The sequence below is a fragment of the Bacillus badius NBRC 15713 genome, from assembly GCF_001591605.1.
Lineage (GTDB): Bacteria > Bacillota > Bacilli > Bacillales > Domibacillaceae > Pseudobacillus > Pseudobacillus badius.
Genome location: NZ_BCVF01000002.1, coordinates 1 through 16,527, shown reverse-complemented (window position 1 = coordinate 16,527; position 16,527 = coordinate 1). Strand labels below are relative to the sequence as shown.

16 protein-coding genes and 1 pseudogene are annotated in these 16,527 nt (G+C 36.2%); 4 read left to right on the top strand and 13 right to left on the bottom strand.

Features of this window, described 5'->3' with window-relative positions; genetic code table 11:
• Positions 1 to 6 precede the first annotated feature (6 nt).
• Positions 7 to 243 carry a hypothetical protein gene (locus tag BBA02S_RS01250; RefSeq protein ID WP_156136583.1) on the bottom strand — a complete coding sequence of 79 codons (237 nt, stop codon included), beginning with the start codon at positions 241 to 243 and terminating at the stop codon, positions 7 to 9.
• 442 nt (positions 244 to 685) lie between these two features.
• On the opposite strand from BBA02S_RS01250, the pseudogene BBA02S_RS21490 reads away from it, so the two are divergent.
• The 3 genes and pseudogenes from BBA02S_RS21490 (at position 686) to BBA02S_RS20095 (ending at position 1,844) form a co-directional block, all read left to right on the top strand.
• Positions 686 to 972: pseudogene (locus BBA02S_RS21490) on the top strand (thermonuclease family protein).
• 293 nt (positions 973 to 1,265) lie between these two features.
• Positions 1,266 to 1,427, top strand: a complete 162-nt coding sequence (locus BBA02S_RS21155; RefSeq protein WP_197072548.1) for a histidine kinase dimerization/phospho-acceptor domain-containing protein — start codon at positions 1,266 to 1,268, stop codon at positions 1,425 to 1,427.
• Positions 1,428 to 1,481: 54 nt separating this feature from the next.
• Complete coding sequence (locus BBA02S_RS20095) at positions 1,482 to 1,844, top strand: sensor histidine kinase (RefSeq protein ID WP_169799346.1); 363 nt, start codon at positions 1,482 to 1,484, stop codon at positions 1,842 to 1,844.
• Between the two features lie 551 nt (positions 1,845 to 2,395).
• Here the strand turns inward: BBA02S_RS20095 and BBA02S_RS01235 are convergent.
• From BBA02S_RS01235 to BBA02S_RS20490, 5 genes are all read right to left on the bottom strand, one after another.
• Complete coding sequence (locus BBA02S_RS01235; RefSeq protein ID WP_231557172.1) at positions 2,396 to 2,926, bottom strand: DinB family protein; 531 nt, start codon at positions 2,924 to 2,926, stop codon at positions 2,396 to 2,398.
• A 145-nt stretch (positions 2,927 to 3,071) separates the two neighbouring features.
• On the bottom strand, positions 3,072 to 3,260 hold the full coding sequence (locus BBA02S_RS01230; protein WP_041113653.1) for a hypothetical protein: 189 nt from the start codon (positions 3,258 to 3,260) through the stop codon (positions 3,072 to 3,074).
• Between the two features lie 337 nt (positions 3,261 to 3,597).
• A complete protein-coding gene (locus BBA02S_RS01225) occupies positions 3,598 to 3,990 on the bottom strand; it encodes a DUF2178 domain-containing protein (RefSeq protein ID WP_041113654.1) in 393 nt (130 codons plus the stop codon).
• Position 3,991: 1 nt separating this feature from the next.
• Positions 3,992 to 4,195 (bottom strand): helix-turn-helix transcriptional regulator, encoded by a 204-nt coding sequence (locus tag BBA02S_RS01220; RefSeq protein ID WP_041096399.1) that lies wholly within the window; start codon positions 4,193 to 4,195, stop codon positions 3,992 to 3,994.
• Between the two features lie 150 nt (positions 4,196 to 4,345).
• Positions 4,346 to 4,567, bottom strand: coding sequence for a hypothetical protein (locus BBA02S_RS20490; protein WP_082028099.1), 222 nt, complete (start codon positions 4,565 to 4,567; stop codon positions 4,346 to 4,348).
• 786 nt (positions 4,568 to 5,353) lie between these two features.
• On the opposite strand from BBA02S_RS20490, the gene BBA02S_RS01210 reads away from it, so the two are divergent.
• Positions 5,354 to 7,006, top strand: coding sequence for a PucR family transcriptional regulator (locus BBA02S_RS01210; RefSeq protein WP_052475086.1), 1,653 nt, complete (start codon positions 5,354 to 5,356; stop codon positions 7,004 to 7,006).
• On the opposite strand, the gene BBA02S_RS01205 is transcribed toward BBA02S_RS01210, so the two are convergent.
• From BBA02S_RS01205 to BBA02S_RS01170, 7 genes are all read right to left on the bottom strand, one after another.
• On the bottom strand, positions 6,983 to 8,443 hold the full coding sequence (locus BBA02S_RS01205) for an aminoacyl-histidine dipeptidase (RefSeq protein WP_041113655.1): 1,461 nt from the start codon (positions 8,441 to 8,443) through the stop codon (positions 6,983 to 6,985). The two genes, BBA02S_RS01210 and BBA02S_RS01205, sit on opposite strands and share 24 nt — an antisense overlap.
• Positions 8,444 to 8,781: 338 nt before the next feature.
• A complete protein-coding gene (locus BBA02S_RS01200; protein WP_255211738.1) occupies positions 8,782 to 9,183 on the bottom strand; it encodes a hypothetical protein in 402 nt (133 codons plus the stop codon).
• A 46-nt stretch (positions 9,184 to 9,229) separates the two neighbouring features.
• Entirely contained in the window at positions 9,230 to 9,484 is a 255-nt protein-coding gene (locus BBA02S_RS01195) for an LD-carboxypeptidase (RefSeq protein WP_041096405.1), read from the bottom strand.
• A gap of 294 nt (positions 9,485 to 9,778) precedes the next feature.
• Positions 9,779 to 10,990, bottom strand: a complete 1,212-nt coding sequence (locus BBA02S_RS01190; protein ID WP_041096406.1) for a M20 family metallopeptidase — start codon at positions 10,988 to 10,990, stop codon at positions 9,779 to 9,781.
• A gap of 27 nt (positions 10,991 to 11,017) precedes the next feature.
• Positions 11,018 to 12,451 (bottom strand): YfcC family protein, encoded by a 1,434-nt coding sequence (locus BBA02S_RS01185; protein WP_052477293.1) that lies wholly within the window; start codon positions 12,449 to 12,451, stop codon positions 11,018 to 11,020.
• Positions 12,452 to 13,235: 784 nt separating this feature from the next.
• The gene (locus BBA02S_RS01175; RefSeq protein ID WP_052477294.1) at positions 13,236 to 14,732 is read right to left on the bottom strand and encodes an aminoacyl-histidine dipeptidase; all 1,497 of its coding nucleotides are present in this window, start codon (positions 14,730 to 14,732) and stop codon (positions 13,236 to 13,238) included.
• Positions 14,733 to 14,765: 33 nt separating this feature from the next.
• Positions 14,766 to 16,202, bottom strand: a complete 1,437-nt coding sequence (locus BBA02S_RS01170) for a YfcC family protein (RefSeq protein ID WP_041113656.1) — start codon at positions 16,200 to 16,202, stop codon at positions 14,766 to 14,768.
• Positions 16,203 to 16,527 lie beyond the last annotated feature (325 nt).

The window sequence follows — 16,527 nt, the reverse complement described above, 5'->3', positions numbered from 1 at the left end:
AATACCCTATTTTTCTTCCTCGTCGTCACCTAAGTCATATTCTTCAAAATTAATTTTTTCTTTTAACCATTCTCTGTCAAAGTACCGTTCAATATGTTTTAAAACTCCCTCGAATTTTTCATAGGCTTTTGGATGAGGATAAATTTCTCTGTTATCTAATGAAAAACTTATGCACTGATATGCTTCATGAAATAAAATCTCTTTGTGTCGATCGTCATAAATCATCCTAGCAATATTCTCCAAAGTTACCCCTTTGCACCCCAAGCCATTGAGGATCAAATTAGAAGAACAGCCTAAGACTTAACTTTTTTGTGTCCAAATTATTGACTCAAATCCAATTTCAAGTTGATTTGTAGGATAATACAGGAAAATGTTTTCGACTTATACACGCTGTGGCGTGTCTTTATTTTTGCTTAATCACCGGTTCTTTTATCACGATTCTAATCTACTACCTACAAAAGGAGCAACGCTTATGTTAAACAAGAAATCGAAATTACTTAAATCTGTCGCCGCTGCTGCCCTATCTTTATCATTACTCGGCAGCTCATTCACACCATTTGCCATACAAGAAAGTAACCATGTTTAAGCAGCAGCACCTAAAACCGCTGTTACTTCAAAGGTTACTGAAGTAGTTGATGGTGATACCATTAAGGTCACTTATAAAGGAAAAAAAGAAACTATCCGTATGATTTTAGTGGATACACTTGAAGCAAAAGATTCAAAACAATGCGTTCAGTTATTTGATAAAGAAGCTTCTGATTTCACAAAAAAAGCCTTCAAGGAAAAAACGTAAAGGTTGAGCTTGGCGTTCAGACTCGTGACCAATATGGTCGTATTCTTGCTTACATCTATTTAAATGACACAATGTTTAATAAGACATTATTAGAAAAAGGGCTAGCCCGTGTTGCGATCTATCCGCCAAACACTCAATATTTAGAAGAGTTACAGGCCGCTGAAGCAACAGCAAAATAGAAAAAGCTTGGTAGCTGGTCTAGTACGAATGCAACGAATGGGAAATTGGATCATGGCTCTTATGTGGCGTATTGGTGTTAATCGTTATATTTCTTGTGGGAAAGGTGTACCTTATACGGAAATCTGCACAGGAAATACAGGGCTCATTGGACGAAATAATCACATCGGATACCAATATTTTAATTAGCATTTCTAGCCGTGATAGACAGATGCGACAGTTGGCAAATAGCCTAAACACCCAACTTAGTACGCTACGCCGAGAACGTCACCGTTATCAACAAGGCGATACTGAATTGAAGGAAGCAATCACAAATATTTCCCATGATTTGCGCACTCCGTTGGCTGCTATTTACGGTTATCTTGATCTGTTGGAAGGGGAAGATAAGTCTGAATCCGTCCAGCTTTACCTTGGTCAAATCCAGAATCGGGCTGAGGTCTTGAAGCAATTGACATAAGAACTTTTCAACTATTCAATCATCAACACTGTGCTAGAAATAAACTATGAAGACTTGACCCTGAATCAAGTGCTGGAAGAGAGTTTGATATCCTACTACGGTGCATTTAAAGGGCGACATATCAAGCCAGAAATCGAGATTCCAGATTCACCGATTCATCGGGCACTTGATTCCACTGCCCTCAGCCGTATTTTAGGAAATATCTTAAGTAATGTCATCAAATACAGTGATGGCGATTTGGTGGTAAGTCTCCATGGGGATGGAAAAATCATTTTCACCAATTCTGCCAAAGATTTATCACTGGTTATGGTAGAAAGGCTTTTTGATCGCTTTTATACCGTTGAAGATGGAAGAAGCTCCACCGGATTAGGTTTATCTATCGCAAAAACTCTAACAGAACGTATGGGGGACACATAAACGCTTATTATCAAGACGGAAAACTAGCAGTTGAATTGTACTTTCCTGAAAAAATTAGAATATATTAGGTTAGAAAAGTAAATTGGTGTCACCTCAGACTTTAAAATGGACAATTCTCCGGTTTAAAATTCCCCTTTCATAATAGATAATCGTTACGTACTTTTGATTTTTTAAGGTGCAATGTGACGGTGATAAATGAAGGGGAGTTTTTTTTATGATTCGATATTCATATCAGAAAGGCTGGTCTAAAACGGCAAATAATTTTGGGTTCGCCCTGTTACGGCAAATCGGCTGCATTCACCCTACCATCACATGTGACTATAGGCTTGTCATCATATCCATTATATTCAAACTAAAGATCGTTTTACTAGGATTCATTTCAATCCCTGGTAATCTCGCCACTGTAAGTTTAAAATAAAGTTTGGTCAAAATAATCATTTAAAACTCGATATAGCGAAAAGCAAAGAGCCTGCTTTTGAAAAAAGTTTGTTCAAAACAGGCTCTCAAAATATTTCTTTCAGTTAAAGCGCCCCTTCACTGAAGAACGGTGACTAGGTATTAGCGAAAAATGGAACTTCTTTCACACCTACTAAACGTGCGTAAACAAAAAGTTGGCCCTTATGGTGAATCTCGTGATCATACATTGCAGTGAGATATCTTTTCTTCGATCCTTGAAGTTTTGGGTGCGATGAATTATTTTCGACTTCCAAATCTGCATCAGTCAATGATTCGTATGTAGCCTTTGTTTTTTTCGTGAATTCCTTCACAACTTTGCGTACGTCTCCCATCGTTTGACATTCAGGAATGTCTGGTGAAGCAAACTCTTCCGTTTTGACCATTGAAACGAACACATCATTCCACCCAGCAACATGCAACGCCAGTTCACCAAGTGCAATTGCCCCTTCCCACGGTCTGAAATCAATATGTTCGTCGTCGATGGATTCCAGTAACTCCTCCAACACATTCCGATGTTGTAACCATTCATGCATCATTTGCTTTGCTTGGCCCAAATTAATTCCTCCCTTATTGGGTCTTCCATCTAAACCTAAAAAACCCTTTAAACATAATTCAATATAAAACATTTTAATCCCTTTTTAAAACTGATGTTGTTACTCTATTAAATAGCTGGATCGAGGATACTTTTTTTCCTAAAAAACACCTTTTGGACACCTCATATCCAAAGGGTAAAACATCGCGACTTTATTTAAAATCCACCGCCATCCCCGATTATAAAAACCACGGTTGTTTACTCGATAATCGGATAACTAAGTTCATCCCGTTTATTTTTTTATCAGTTAATTTTCCGATTATGAATCCCAATAAAATATTTGTTATTAGTAATGGCGATGTTTCACCTTCAATTAAAAATGTTAATACCCCTGCTACAACTCCAAATAACAACGTATTTAAACTCATTAATCATTCGACCTCCCGCTTGTATTTTAACGATTTAATGTGGTAACAACTTCCATTATACTATCACTATTTTCAGACGAATCTATCATTTATGATTATTCTCTCCTCTGTTGAAGAACTTCATATCGTCTCAACCCCTTACGCTCATTGCTTTGTATATTGGACATAAAAAAGAGCACCCCGAAGGATACTCTCTTAATGTTTACTTCTTACTAAAGATTTCCCCTGTAATTTCTTCGCTTTCATTCTCTAGGATACTTCGAAATTTATTATTAAATTCTTCTTTAGTAAAAATGTTTTTTCTGACCGTTTGTTTAATATATGAAAATACACATTATTATTTGTACTTTTTTGAATAAACAAATTCAGTAATCGGAACTGTAATAAATGTAAGACCTACCACAATAACAAGGGGGTAATTATCAATTTCATTAAAGTTACCAGTCCCTTCAGAAATAAATAGAATTAAACCAGAAAGAATCATTAGTACATAATAACCTATCTTGGCACTTTGAGTTTCGATATGTCTATCTAATTCATCCTTCTCACCACCACCTTCATGTTGTCCCCAATTAAGCCAATTAAAGAAATAACTTAAAGCAAGGAAACTAAAGAATATAGAAGCAGCATCAATAGTTTCAAATCTTATCCATTTATATAGGGAAAATCCTGAAATTGATAAGAAAACAATGAAGACTATAAATGCGATAATTTTTTTGGTATTATTCATTCTATTTTCCTCCCTTCTCCGATATAAATAATTCCTCCATAGTGACCTTTAATGTCCTCGCAATATCGAATGCTAATTGTAAACTTGGGTCATATTTATTGTTTTCAATAGCATTAATCGTTTGCCTACTCACATTACATTTTTCTGCTAATTTCCCTTGTGAAAGACCACTTTTTTCCCTGTATTCCTTAATTTTATTTTCCATTCACCAAGCCACCTTTAGATTCTATAAGGTGTAAAATATCTTTTACACTCTTATTATAAAAAAAGATATATAGCATGTCAAATATGTTTTACACCTACATATCTTTTTTATAAATATATTAACTTGCCTCATTTTCACTATAAAAGTTCTTCAATTTGCTTTTTGAACTCGGCTGTAAATGTACGGCGTTCTCGCTTTATCATGTTTGAAGCTCCTTATCTGTTTTAGATCAAGTGTACGCGACCTTGATTTTCTGTCCAGATAAGTATAGACGCTCCAGGTGGAGAAATGCGGCACTTTATCATGGAAACCATAACTAAGAAACCAGTTGTAATCCATATTCGTTTCTACTTCTTCCCTCGTCTTGTGCATGGAGCGGATACCAGATGTATATTCAATAAATGTCAGTTTAATTTAAAGAACGAGATCGATGCCTGGGCGATCTACTTTCTAGTACAACTCTTCCATCCAGTCCTAAATAAAATAAAAGAAAAATCAATCGTTGCCTCCATTTTACGAACCAGATGATTCTCAGCTACAAGCTGATCCAGAGCAATCATTTCTATTTGGTCCCGTTGGATAGGATTGTGTTTCAAAAGCACCTTCATGACCTCAAGCATTTTATCTATTTATTTTAAAACAGGTAATCATTATACGATTACCCTAACTTTGTAAACTCTGTGGATGGATCAGCCTTCACAGACACTTTTGTGGGGAGGAAACTCAGCGCTCGCCCTGCGGAAAGCGAAGCAGCCTAGAATGGAAACCAACAGCCCCCATCCACAAGAAAAATAAAAAGACTGTGGACAAACTTCAATTTTTATTGAGTTTGGCTACAGTCTGAAGCGCTCTTAATTGAGCGCTTTTACATTTTTAAGAATTAAATAGTTCTCATACAACATCTTTTGACTGTAAATCAAGCAATGCTGAACTTCCCCTTTTTAGTAGAATTTCCGCCTAGCATACTGAGCTATTGAACTGTTTTTCATTCCATCCTTCTTTATGATAGGATTAGATATAGAGAAATGCGCTATTATTGCTAATAGTCATATAATTCAGCGCTAAAGGGAGCAGTATAGCTAGATTTAATTAACATTTATTTGCAACATTTTTATGAGATAACTATTCTCATCAGTTTTAACTATGGGGGTTAATAATATGTCTGGTGAACAAAAGCTTACTGTAAGAGAGATACTAGAACGTCCACATTTTTGCGAAGCTAAAGTTATCGCCGGTTCTAAAGGTTTAGACCGCTTTGTGGAGTGGGTTCATATTCTTGAATTGGACCATGACAGCCTTTTTATAAATGGAAACGAATTAATCCTTACACCTAATATTTTTTTTAATAACAATAGAAATCCGTACTTGACTTATTTAGAAGAGCTTATAGAGCAAAAAGCCACTGCTTTGTGCATTGCAGCAGGGCAAGATACTATTCCTGACGATGTGCTTGAATTTGCAGAGAAAAATTCGTTTCCCTTGATTGTAGTAGAGAAAACAGTAAAGTTTGTAGACATCACAATGGATCTGCATACCTTAATTGTTAATCGCCAGGCAAAGGCTTTGCTTGAGCTTGAGTCATTTTCTAAAGAACTGTCTAATTTAAGTCTTCAATCAAAAAGTATCAATCATATTCTACAGGCATTCCATCGGCTGCTTTCTGCACAAATTATTTACTATCCGGTGACAGGCAGTCCAATATGTTTTCCACAAATAAAACAGCCAGAGCATCAACAGTACTTAAAACAGCTAAGCGACCATTTCAATAATAATTCTATTACTGCAACATACGGTCTCCAAATTAGTTTGGGAACTAAAAGAAACATATTTTATCAGCCCATTGTAACCATGGGACAAGTTCTTGCTTATGTAGGCGTTGTCTTGGATAAGAGAGATACCGATGATTTTCTAATCCGATCATTAGATTATACTGCCACAGCAATTGCTCATAGTTTATTACGCCAGCTATTCTTAGAAGAAAGAAATTTAGAAAATCAGGCTCTTTTATTGGATGACCTATTAAATAATAGAATTCAAAGCGAAGAGTTAATGCGTACAAAACTAGGAATCTTTTCTAACGATACACACAATTTTTCCTATTATTGCGGAGTTATCCAATGGGGGATACCTAAGTCTAATCTTCATTATGAAGAGCGGGATTCTTTACTACAGGGTCTCTCCATTGTAACACGGACAGTTATTAGCCGAAATTTCCTTCATCCCATCATACTGACCATGGGAAATCGTTTATACTTTCTTATCTATCAAGCTCAAGCTGAACATAAGAATCTCTTACCTATACAAGAGCGAATAAAAACAACTGTTAATCAGATAAGAGATTCACTTTCTACCTTATTAAAAGATGGAAGGTTTCTAATTGGCATGAGCAAACCAAAGCACATGCTTACTCATGGGTATGAAGCATTCCAAGAAGCAAAACAAGTCATTGAAGTAGCCCAAATTACAGAACCTGCTACTAATCCATTTTATGAGAATATTGGCGTGTTCCGTGTTTTGCTAAATATGAAAGATAATCAAACAATTCATTCTTTGATTCAAGATTACTTAGGAAAAGTACTACAACATGACCAGCAGTATGGCGCTGAATTACTAAAAACTCTTAGAACCTATTTAAATAATAATGGCTCAAAACAAGATACAGCCAAGCAGCTATATATCCACCGACAAACTGTCAATTACCGAATTGAAAAACTGAAAGAATTACTAGGCGACTTTATGAACCCAGATCACAGAATCTGTATTGAAATTGCGTTAAGAGCTTATGATTTACATCGTATTCATTTCTTTTAGAATAGAGAGAAGGTACTCCCATGTTCTTAAGGTGGATGAAATACTAATATGTTCACTCGGCGTATGAATATTATGGATGTCGGGGCCAATACAAATGGCATCTACATCCATTTTTTTCACTAATATTCCACACTCAATACCGGCATGAGTGGAAATAACCTCAGCAACTTTATTATATTTTTCCTTATATACCTTTTCGCAAAGGTGCCTAATTTGAGAAGAAGGACTGTACGACCAAGCAGGATATTCTGAGTGAAATGCAACCTCACAGTTTAACACGTTCGCCAGCATCCTCATTTGATTGACAATCTCCACTTGTAAGCTGTAGACGGAACTTCTGATTTCGCTCTCAAATATGATTGTCTTATTAGTAGTTATGATGACCCCCAAACTGCTTGAACTTTCTACGAGTCCTGGGAAGTCCATGGACAGACTTTGGACATTATTTGGCATTAATGTTAAAGCTGCAATTACTTTTTCTGTGGTTTCCTTGGAAAACATCTTAGTGAATTTTTGCTCCACACGCTGACATGTAACATAGACGCCTGGATCAGAACTTTTTAATTCTATTTGAAGAAGTTCATTCCACTTCCGAATGTTACTTTCAAGTTCCTCAAAACTTCTAGTATCCACCAGTATAGTAGCTTCTGCCTCCCTTGGAATAGCGTTCACTTTTGTACCGCCGCTTATTTCTTCTATATAATAGTCAAACTGAGCAGAAAAATCCCGCAAAACTCGTCCTAATAATTTATTAGCGTTTCCTCTGCCTTTATCAATGCATACACCAGAATGCCCCCCTTTCAGACCTCCAATACCTATCTGGAAAGCTGCCATCTCCTTCTTTGGCTTTTCAAAAAGAATCGGTATTTTATATTGTCCAATTACACCTCCAGCACTGCTCACAAGGAATTTCCCTTCCTCCTCTGCATCAATACTAATGAGTACACTCCCATTTAAAAGAGTGGGATCTATTTGTCTTGCCCCATTCATTGTAGTTTTTTCTTCCGTGGTTATCATCACTTCAAGATTTGGATGGGGAATCCGCTCGGAAGCCAGCAGCGCAAGAGCATAAGCAAGAGCCACCCCACTATCTGCACCCAATGTTGTATCGGTGGCATACAGCATATCCCCTTCTATACGTAATGTAAGAGGGTCTTTTTCAAAATCATGGATAGTCTTCCGGTTTTTTTCGCAGACCATATCCATGTTTCCATGAATGATAACGGTGGGTGCGTATTCATATCCAAATGTTGCTGGTTTTTTAATAATTACATTCATGGCTTGATCTTGGATGACTTCCAAACCATGATTTCGGGCAAAATCAACCAAATAATTGCTAATTTTTTGTTCTTTCCCTGAACACCTTGGAATATTCGAGACTTCTAAGAAATAATAGAACACACTATATTGTGTTAGCTCCTCTATATTTTTATACAAAAGAAATCCTCCTTCAATGCAAATGGCAATAAATTATTTATGTAAATGAAAAAAGAAACAAGCTATATGTATTGCTTGCTTCTTTTTATTTTATCATGAAATATATTTACTTCTGTTTACTAGCAATCAAATTTTTTTAAAAGCATAGAGGGCATCTTTTTATTTTTCTATTTTTAAAGAATTGTATCAAAGTATAACAGATCACATAATGATATTGTATAATCGGATAGAGCACTTTACCGACCGAGTAGACTAGTAGCTTAAATTGTTTAGTGACTACGTTTCCCAATAGAAAAAGAGTGTTCAATAAAGTGGTTCTATCTTAGTTTTTAAATAGATTATCCAATTGTTCCAGATTCTTCGATAAATAATTCACCTGTTGTTTCATTTAAATAAACTTGGCAGCCTAGTGGGATGGTAGCCATATCTCTAGTATGCCCTAGAGGCAAACCATATATAGCAGGCACTTTTACAAGATTCATAAAGTGTTCTAATATGTCTGTTAAAGTTAACGAATTTTCGAAACCAGTCTTGCTATCCGGAAGACAGTTTACACACTCTCCAAATACAATTCCCCTTGTTTCTTGAAGTTTCCCAGCATTGTACAAGTGATTAATTAAGTGGTCTATTTCCCATGGCTCTATATTCCACTCCTCAATTAATAAAATTTTTCCCTTTGTCTCTATTTCATATGAAGTACCTAAAGAGGCACAAATCAAAGTAAGATTTCCACTAACTATTTCTCCGCGAGCTTCTCCGGGAAACAGTGGTTGAATCCATCTCCTTTCATCCGCCAGTTCTATTTCTCCAACGGGTTCTGTACAAGTGAATGCTTTTTTTCGTGTAGTCAGATAAGTCGTCCCGGTTAAGTCTTATTACACCAGGGCCATCAAATGTGGTAAGGCCTGTAAACTTATTAATCGCTATATGAAGTGAGGTGATATCGCTAAAGCCGAGGAATACTTTTGGATTTCTTCTAATAAGATCAAATGCACGCTGTTCATCACTGCCTGCTAAGTATTTTGGTTTTAGATTAGTCATTTCGAACCCTCTTTTATATTATTCCTTTGAAAAGCTAGGATGATTGTTTGCACGTTGGTTTCACTAAAATTCACAAAGATGTCCTACTAGACATGCTTATAGCAGTTTGGCTCTCCTCTATTTATTTCGCTTTTTAATGTATAATTTAACAAATTGAATTATTAAATACCTCTTAACCATAACATTGCTGACTTTCCTTCTTGAAAACTAATAAATCACTAGTGCTCTCAAGCTTGATTCTCTTGAAATATCTTTTACTATCCTTAATTTACTGAATTTTTGTACCTGCATACATTATCCTTTGTTTGAAATTATCTCTTTATGTTCTCGTTTAACAAGTTCTATTTTGACAGGATCTGTATAGAGCTCTAATGCAGTGAAGGCCATCGCGTTAATAACCTGAGTCATTTTTTTGTATGCATACTCAGAGTTTACATATCTCAAAGCTTCTTCTTCATGTACTTTAAAAGGTTTGTCCGCTTCTAGATCGACTTCTACATACAGAGTTGGGCAGTTATAACTTACATTCCCTAAGTCTGTAGATCCCGGAGGTTGAGCTTCCTCCTTAGACAAAAACTTATTAATTCCTACTTCCCTTAGATTATTTTTCATCATATCCATTAATAGTGGAATATTTATTAAATCATCAAAAGTATTTCCTAGGTACTTATACTCTAACTTTGCCCCTGTTATTAAAGCGGCCCCCCTTGCACAATCTATTACTCTAGATTCCACATATTTCAAGTAATCTCTGTCCTTAGATCGCACAGTTATCTGACATACACCTCTATCAGGTATAATATTGGTAGCGACTCCACCTTCTGTAATGATTCCATGCATTCTAACATCGGGCTTTACGTGTTGTCTTAGAGAATTTATCCCCATAAATGTTAGTTGCACTGCATCAAGCGCGTTTATTCCCTCCTCAGGATACGATGCTGCATGGGCGGCCTTGCCTGTAAATTCAAATTGAATCTCACTCATGGCAAGCGCTGCAGAATCTATAATAGTTTCGTTTTCTAGATGAGCTTGAAAAATAACGTCTATATTATCAAAAGCTCCTTTCTTTTCCATGTTCACTTTGGCCCCGAATGTTTCTTCCGCTGGAGTTCCTATCAAAAATATTTTACCTTTAAAATTATGTTTTATTTTCGATAACACTATTGCGCAACCACACATAGTAGCTGCAATCCAATTGTGCCCACAAGCATGGCCTTTGCCACTTGGTGTATTGTAGCCAGGTAAGGCATCGTACTCTGCTAAAAATGCGATAGAGGACCCGTTTTCATCGCCATATTCGGCTATAAAGGCTGTTTCTAGATCTTCGTATGGAAAACTCACTTTAAATCCATGACCCGCCAGAACCTCTGCTAAATATCTTGAAGAAATATGCTCTTCGCCCCCTAGTTCCGGATGATTAAATATAAAATCACTTATCTCTTGGAACTCTGTTCTATATTGAGATTCAATGGCTGATACAGCGCTTTTTAATTCCTTTAGGTTCACTTTTGAACTCCTCCTCTGTGATAAAAACTAAAACATTGCGGTGGCTATTATCATGAATAGAATTTGTAAAATGACCATTATCCCAAAAAGCGGCAACATAAATTTATACCATCTAATCATTGAGATGCCCATTATGGCGCATTCTACTGCCACACCTGTTGGCCAAAACATATTGGAAAATCCATCTCCAAATTGATAGGCAACTATTGCTATTTGTCTGTCTAATCCTGCAAGGTCTGCTAGGGGCGCCATGATAGGCATGGTTGCCATTGCCAAAGCAGGTCCTCCAGTTATAAATAGGTTGATGACATTTTGAGCAAAAAGCATGCCCAATGAAGTGACGTAACTATTTGATTCTCCCAGAAAAGAAGACAGATAATGAATTACAGTATCCAACACTGTCGAATCTTCCATTGTAATGATGGCACCTTGTATAAAGCCTATGGTCATTATTCCAAATAGTATTTCCTTAGCTGAGTCAATAAATATATCCATAATTTTACCAAGAGAGTATTTACTGAAAAACCCTACGATAATAAACATTAGTAAAAATAAAGCGGCCAGCTCATCAATATACCACCCTAATTTCAAAGTAGAGTATACGATCATTCCAAATGTAAACAGTAAGCTGAGTAAGCTTAATTTATGCTTGAGCAACAATGGCTGTTCTTTTAATTCTATATGATTAGGAGTTACTAACCTTGATCCGTATAACACAGATTTTGTAGGATCCTTTTTAACCTTTCTTGCATAATGAGTAACATACCATATTACTACTATTTCAAATACTACAAATACAATAATTCTAAATAGCATCCCCGAGTATAAGGGCACATTAGCAAGTCCCTGGGCAATTCCTATAGTAAAAGGATTAGTAAGTGCTGCCGCAAATCCTGTAGCAACGCCCACGAAAACGATAGCACCGCCTACTACCGCATCATATCCTAGTGCAATGGCTGCGCCAATGAAGACAGGTATTAACCCATATACCTCTTCGTAAAGCCCTGCTGTGGCACCTAGAAGTCCAAAAACGATCATTGAAACTGGAACAAATAAATAAGTCTTGTGTCCTAATTTGGCTGCGATGTTGCCTAATATTGCACCCATGGTTCCATTCACAGTTAGCATATGTACAAAAGCATACGCGAACATGATAAAGAAGGTAATAGATGCTGTCTCAACAAATCCCATTTGAAAATTCAAGAACAAATCAAAAATAGAAGGTACATCCTTTTCAACGGTATGATAACTATCATCTACAACGACCATGTCCCCATTTTCATTTTTTACTCTATCAAACGTTCCAGAGGGAAGCACGAGGCAAAGCAGATAGATGATAAAGACAATACTTAAAATTATTACATAAGGATGAAGGTTCTCAAAATCAAATAATTTCTTTCTCCCATAGCCTTGATTATTCTTAAAATCATTTTCGGTGCTTTCGAATTTAAAGGTTTCCATGCATGCCACCCTTTCTTGATTTTTTGTTAGTATTTTTTCTTAAAACGTACAACGTTGTATCGGTTAATAGCATTGAACTTTTAACAACAGAAATGGATAGTTTGATAAGCAGAAATATACAAGTAATGCGTGCGCTATGGGTTATATTTCTTGCTGAAGTAAATGGTAAAACGCGCTTGGTGGATAGGCAGATCTGTGATGAAGGTGTAGATCAATTTTGAATGGCGATTTTCATGAAATGGAAAACAATTACATAGATGAAGTGTACAAAACCCATCTTTTAGTAAGCGTTTTCAAAAGTACGAGAATTAATTTTTCTTATGACCATAATAGTAAAATAGACTAGCGCATCACGCTCCCTTATACTACTATGAAAGAGGCAAAATTGCGCTCTCTCTTTCTTTATCCAGCACATCAAATTTTCTTGAACACTTTTCGTTTATTCAAGAACATATAGAATTGACCATATTACTAATAGACATTTTAACTTTTTAGGACCTCATCTTCCCCCCTCTTTAATTAGACACGGTTGTAATTGTATATTATTTGATTATTCAGTCTTTTTATATGAACATTTTGTATATAAATAAATGTCTATATCTGTGCATTTTGTATATACCTTATTTAATATTTGTCATTATAAACGAGATAATCTTTTGTTTACATACTTTATTTCGTTAAAACAGAGATTCCAATTAATATTATTCCTATATGCTGTTCATTTTCAATAAAAAACTGCAGATCCACTCTGTAAAGTAGAGTGGATCTACAGTTTTTTATTCTATCATGAAATAACATTTACTCGTTCTCGTTGCCAATTGAAGTTTTTTGTTTTTTTCAAAACGTACAGAAAGTACTCCCAGTTCTCTGTTGTAGAAGAGATGCTTAGATGCTCATTTGGAGTATGGACACAGTACATGTCAGGACCAATCGAAATGGCGTCTAAGTCTGGAATTTTTTCTAAAAGAATACCACATTCAATTCCAGCGTGTACTGTAATGATTTCAATATCCGTACCATACTTTTCTTTATAGGCTTCTTCAAATAATTTTCTAATCGGCGATTCAGGACGATAAGGCCACTCTGGATAATCTGAATCAGTAGATAATTCGCCTCCAAGTATTTCTGCTATTATTCGTGCTTGATGAACCATCGCATACTTCAGGCTTTTAATCGAGCTTCTTGATTCACTTTCAAATTTTATCTCTGTAGCAGATGTGGTAACAACCCCTAAATTCGTTGAACTCTCCACTAACCCCTCTAGTGCCCTACTCATGCTTTGAACGCCATTTGGAATGACCATTAGGGCAGCAATTGCTTTATCCATGGTGGCTTTTGAAAAAACTTTTGCAGAAGTAGTATCTATCTGTTCAATTTCAATACACACATTTGAATCAGACACCCGAAATTCATGTTTAAGAATGCTATTCCAATTTTTAATTTTTTCTGTTAACTTCTTAATAGCATTTGAAGGGAGCTGAATAATCGCCTCTGCTTCACGGGGGATGGCATTTACTTTTAACCCACCACTAATTTTTTGTATAGAGTAAGGTAATTCACTTGATAAGTCATATAAAACTCTTCCCAACAGTTTATTGGCATTGCCTCTTCCTTTATCAATGTCGATTCCAGAATGCCCCCCATACAGTCCACTAATGCTTATACAGCATGTCACTACCTGTTTTGGCGCTTGCTCCCAACTAATTGGCAGAGTTTGAGTAACAATGACGCCACCGGCGCTGCTTACTAACAGCTTCCTATCTTCTTCTGAATCAATATTTACAAGTATTTTACCATCTATATGGACAGGGTTAATTTCATGAGCTCCCCGCATAGTTGTTTCCTCTTCCGTGGTGATAAGTACTTCCAGTGAAGGATGTGGAATATCTTGAGAATCTAATAGAGCCAAGGCATAGGCAACAGCCACACCGTTATCTGCTCCTAATGTTGTGTCCGTAGCGTATAACATATCTCCTATAATTCTTAACTGTAGGGGATCTTTCTCAAAATCATGAGCATTGCCTTTATTCTTTTCACAAACCATATCCATATGTCCCTGAATAATAACAGTTGGCACGTTTTCATATCCGGAGGTAGCTGCTTTTTTTATAATTACATTTAATGCTTGATCTTGAATTACTTCAAGATTACGTTCATGAGCAAAGCGAACTAAATAGTCGCTAATTTCTTTTTCATTTCCTGAACCACGTGGGATATTAGATATTTCCACAAAGTAATGAAACACAGGATGTTTCGTTAAATCTTCCAAGTTGTTATGCATCATACCCATCCTTTTTCTTATATATTTAAAAAATTATGGCCCATAGTTAATAAATACGGCAATGATCACGAATACGACTTCTAAGGCAAATATCATCAAGAAAAGCGGCCATAAGAATTTATACCAACGATCCATAGGAATACAAGCAATCCCACATATAACGGCAACAGAGTTAGGCCATATCATGTTGGCAAATCCGTCCCCCAGTTGAAAAGCTAAAACTGCAATCTGCCTATTTAATTCAAGTACATCAGCTAACGGGACCATAATTGGCATAGATGTAACTGCTTGAGCGCTTGCTGAATACAAGAAGAAATTCAAGATCGTTTGCAGAACCAACATAGCTGAGCCTGCAACGTGAGGGGATACTCCGTCTATTGTGGATGCTGTATAATGAACAATTGAATCAATAATGTGGCCTTTTTCCAGCACGACTAAAACAGCGTTAGCCATACCAATAATCAATACACCAAAGGTTGCATTTCTACAAGCTTCAATAAAAACCTCTGATATCTGACTGAAATTCAACTTATTTACAAGCCCAATAATAATCATCGCAATGATCAATACACCCGCTAGTTCCTTTAGATACCATTGATACTTCGCCGTTCCAAAGACAAGTGTAAAAATTGTAAGCGCGAACAAAATTAAACTGATTTTGTGCCGGTTTGTAAACTTTAAGTTTACAAGATCGTTAGAACTTGCATCTGAAAGAAAAGAAAAATTCACATCTTTCACGACACTCTTTTCTGGATGGGCTTTTACTTTCCTAGCATAACGCACAACATAAGAAATGGATAATGCCATAAAGCATACAAAAATAACAGCACGGTAACCAATACCTGAGAACATTGGAACATCAGCAATGCTCTGGGCAATTCCGATAGTAAATGGATTAGTCAATGCTGCAGCGAAACCTGTAGCTACTCCTATGTAGACAACTGCTAGACCAACGATTGCATCATATCCAAGTGCTATCATAATTCCCATCATTAGAGGAATATATCCATAGCTTTCTTCGTACATGCCAAAAGTAGCTCCCATGAGCCCAAACATAATCATAAATACAGGAATGATTAAAATTTCTTTTCCCTTCGTCTTTCGAACAAGTGCCCCAACTCCACTATTGAAAGCTCCTGTTTTCGTAAGCATAAAAATAAAACCATAGGAGAAAAAAACATAAAAAATAATCTCAGACCCGCGTATCATCCCTTCATACATACTTGTCGTGATATCGAAAATACCGACTGGTGATTGCTCAACATGTTGGTAAGAGCCTGGTACCACAACTTGTTTTTGGGTGATTGGATCATCCACTCTCTTAAATTCACCGGCTGGTATGATGTATGTTAATAAGGAAACAATGATAAGAATAACCCCCATAATGACGTAACTATGAGGCATCGAGAGTTTGAATTTTTTCGTGTGTGATGTTTTTGTTTCTGATAATTCTGTTTCGTCTTTAAGCATGCTTTTCCCCCTTCTAAACAAATATTAAAATCCCCTAGCGCTAGTGATCTTGCAAAATAATAATTTCACAATTAAATAATATCTAACTATTCAATCAACTTATATATACATGTTGTTCAATATTAGATGGTTATTCTTAAACACTTTGTATAATGAAGATGTCGAGTTGATCTGTCTCTTACACTTCTTTTGAGAAAAGACTATCATTACTCCTCGCCAATATCGTTGACTTTCTAATATAGCCTATAAGCCAAATGAAACTCGAATTCTTAAAGAGAAAACCTTGCTCATCCACTCACCATTCAGTTAATCATTTTTAAACGGT

What these genes read in the sequence shown, in the direction of transcription:
- BBA02S_RS01235 (WP_231557172.1), bottom strand. Translation starts at nt 2,926, where the DNA reads ATGTTTTATATTGAATTATGTTTAAAGGGTTTTTTAGGTTTAGATGGA.
- BBA02S_RS01230 (WP_041113653.1), bottom strand. Translation starts at nt 3,260, where the DNA reads ATGAGTTTAAATACGTTGTTATTTGGAGTTGTAGCAGGGGTATTAACA.
- BBA02S_RS01225 (WP_041113654.1), bottom strand. Translation starts at nt 3,990, where the DNA reads ATGAATAATACCAAAAAAATTATCGCATTTATAGTCTTCATTGTTTTC.
- BBA02S_RS01220 (WP_041096399.1), bottom strand. Translation starts at nt 4,195, where the DNA reads ATGGAAAATAAAATTAAGGAATACAGGGAAAAAAGTGGTCTTTCACAA.
- BBA02S_RS20490 (WP_082028099.1), bottom strand. Translation starts at nt 4,567, where the DNA reads ATGCACAAGACGAGGGAAGAAGTAGAAACGAATATGGATTACAACTGG.
- BBA02S_RS01210 (WP_052475086.1), top strand. Translation starts at nt 5,354, where the DNA reads ATGTCTGGTGAACAAAAGCTTACTGTAAGAGAGATACTAGAACGTCCA.
- BBA02S_RS01195 (WP_041096405.1), bottom strand. Translation starts at nt 9,484, where the DNA reads ATGACTAATCTAAAACCAAAATACTTAGCAGGCAGTGATGAACAGCGT.
- BBA02S_RS01185 (WP_052477293.1), bottom strand. Translation starts at nt 12,451, where the DNA reads ATGGAAACCTTTAAATTCGAAAGCACCGAAAATGATTTTAAGAATAAT.
- BBA02S_RS01175 (WP_052477294.1), bottom strand. Translation starts at nt 14,732, where the DNA reads ATGCATAACAACTTGGAAGATTTAACGAAACATCCTGTGTTTCATTAC.
- BBA02S_RS01170 (WP_041113656.1), bottom strand. Translation starts at nt 16,202, where the DNA reads ATGCTTAAAGACGAAACAGAATTATCAGAAACAAAAACATCACACACG.